Annotated in this window: 3 protein-coding genes; 2 read left to right on the forward strand and 1 reads right to left on the reverse strand. The window is 43.9% G+C overall.

Annotated features, from left to right (window positions below):
* Both A2517_RS10840 and A2517_RS10845 read left to right on the forward strand, forming a co-directional pair.
* Positions 1-609 (forward strand): response regulator transcription factor (locus A2517_RS10840; protein ID WP_294896923.1); only part of this gene is annotated, 609 nt, incomplete at its 5' end.
* A 3-nt stretch (positions 610-612) separates the two neighbouring features.
* Positions 613-1,869, forward strand: coding sequence for an ArsS family sensor histidine kinase (locus A2517_RS10845; protein ID WP_294896925.1), 1,257 nt, complete (start codon positions 613-615; stop codon positions 1,867-1,869).
* Here A2517_RS10845 and A2517_RS10850 read toward each other — a convergent pair.
* Positions 1,796-2,522, reverse strand: a 727-nt coding sequence (locus A2517_RS10850) for a sensor histidine kinase (protein ID WP_294896927.1), incomplete at its 5' end; no start/stop codon positions are given. The two genes, A2517_RS10845 and A2517_RS10850, sit on opposite strands and share 74 nt — an antisense overlap.

A 2,522-nucleotide genomic window follows, 5' to 3' on the forward strand; every position in this document is an offset into this window, starting at 1 on the left:
TATCTGAAAAACTACGGAATCGCACTCAATGCCGTCTCCACTCCATCAGCCGGACTGAATCTGCTCGATACCGACCATTTTGACTTAATCATTTTGGATTTGACACTGCCGCAAATGGATGGATTGGAGCTGTGCAAAATGATCCGTCAAAAAACCGATATCCCTATTCTCATTTCCAGTGCCCGCAGTGATATCAACGATAAAGTAATCGGACTGGAGTATGGTGCGGATGACTACCTCCCAAAACCCTATGAGCCACGCGAACTTATCGCTCGGATCAAAAGTGTTCTACGCCGCTATCGCCCCACACTGGAGAAAAAAAACAAACTCTTTCTCCTTAACGAAAACGAACAAAGCATCCTCTTTAACGGCTCGCCCCTTTCCCTCACACGCGCTGAATACGAGCTCTTATCGCTCTTTATCCTCCATCCTAATCAAACCCTTAGCCGTGACTTTCTCTCCAACAATGCTGAAGCGATCTCTTGGGAGAGTTCAGCCCGTACAATCGACGTTATTATCAGCCGTTTACGACAAAAAGTTGAAAAAGATCCAAAAAATCCTTGTTTTATCCACTCCATACGAGGAAGTGGATACCGGTTTTCAGGATAAGTAATGACTCATAGCATTTTTCTCCGTATTACCCTCTTTTTTCTTGTCACCTTTATCGCAATGGGATTAGGTTTTGTTTTCTTACAACAAAAACTTGCCCAAGAGTATACCCATAGGATAGAGAGTGAGGCGGGTAATATGCTGTTGGTTTTACGCAAAAGTGTCCCTCTCGCCCCCCCTATGCGCAGATCCTATTTGCAAGAGCACGGCTACAGCGTTGCCGAACCGCACCATGATTTAATCAAAACACTCAAAAATGCCCTTACCGTTATCCCTAAAAACTATCCAGAGGAGATTAAATCCTCACTCCATGAAGGGCGGATACAAATTTTAAGGGATGAAAATCATCTCTACATTTACTTAACAAAAGCTACACCGCCGCTGCTGGTCATCAAAACCGATGCGGCAAAACAATCCCATTGGATTGAAGCGCTTTTGCTCTCTTTGATACTGGCACTACTGCTTCTGTATTGGTTCATCATCAAAACTCTTTTTCCTCTGAAAACCATCACCCAAGCAATAGCACAGTATGGTGCGGCGGGGATTTATACCCCCATTCATAGCAAAAAAAAGGATGAAATCTCTCTCGTTTCCCGCGCACTGGACACTGCTATGGAGAAGAATCAAGCCCTGCTCGAAGCACGCAAACTTTTTTTACGCAACATCATGCATGAGTTAAAAACTCCAATCACCGTCGGTAAACTTTCTCTTCCGTTTATAAAAAAGTCTGAAGAGAAATCGATTTTAGAACGGGCATTTTTTCGGATGGAGCACCTAATCGCGGAGCTGGTTCGCTTAGAGCAGATCACATCGGGATCACTCGCTCCCCATCTACAAACATGTGACCCTAAAGCCCTTCTTGAGAGGGCAAAAGGGTTGCTTTTTCTACATGATGAAGCCATCGATCTCTCATTGGACGGAACACTTATTGTCGCCGATTGCGAGGTGATGGTTACCGTCTTTAAAAATCTCATCGATAATGCCATTAAATACAGCTCTGAGGGAAAAGTAACCGTTCTCCAAAAAGGGGAGAGGTTTCTTTTCTCTAATGTGGGGGAACCTTGGGGAGAGGAGTGTACACTGGAGCGATTGAGTGAACCGTTTTTACATCATCATGAAAACTCGAACAGTTTCGGATTAGGGCTTTATATCATTAAATCGATTATCGATGCCCACAACTTCACCCTCAACTATCGCTATGAGAACGGGAGTCATCGATTTGAGGTGGTATGCCGGAACCCTCTTTTACCCCTCGATTAAGGCGGATTTCAAAACAGGCTCCCTTGAGCGTATTATAAACACTCAGTTTTCCTAAAAAGTGTTTTTCAATAATCATTTTGGCCATATACAAACCGATTCCCGTCCCTTGAGACTCAAATTTCGTCGTAAAATAGGGGTCAAAAATTTTATCAATGATCGAAACATCAATCCCCCCTCCCGTGTCTTCTATCGCAATCGTACAGTAACGCTCATCTGTAGTACATCGGATACGGATAAGACGCTCTTCTCCACGATGATGCTCTATCGCTTCACGCGCATTATTGACCAAATTAATCAAAACTTGCTTGAGCTCGTTAGGGTAAACTAGAACTTCTATCTCGGGATCAATTTCTCTCTCAATGGTGATCTTTTTACGGATCAACAAAGGGCCTAACAACGCTTCGACATCATTCACCATCGCATTAATATTGACGGGGATCTGGCTCCGGTCTTGTTTGAAAAAATTTCGGAAATCATCAATAGTCTGAGACATGTACTCAATTTGCGCTTCAGCAATTTCGAGTACTTTCGCCGATTCACCTTTTCCATCCAACGAACAACTCAGATTGAGCCGCGTCATAGAGAGCCCTAAAATATTAAGCGGTTGTCGCCACTGATGGGCGATTGATTCGAGCATAGAACCAATCTCCGCC

This window comes from Sulfuricurvum sp. RIFOXYD12_FULL_44_77 (assembly GCF_001830725.1).
Taxonomy (GTDB): domain Bacteria; phylum Campylobacterota; class Campylobacteria; order Campylobacterales; family Sulfurimonadaceae; genus Sulfuricurvum; species Sulfuricurvum kujiense_A.

Bases quoted from the DNA above. Each gene is read 5' to 3' on its own strand.
- A2517_RS10845 (WP_294896925.1), top strand. From the start codon at position 613: ATGACTCATAGCATTTTTCTCCGTATTACCCTCTTTTTTCTTGTCACC.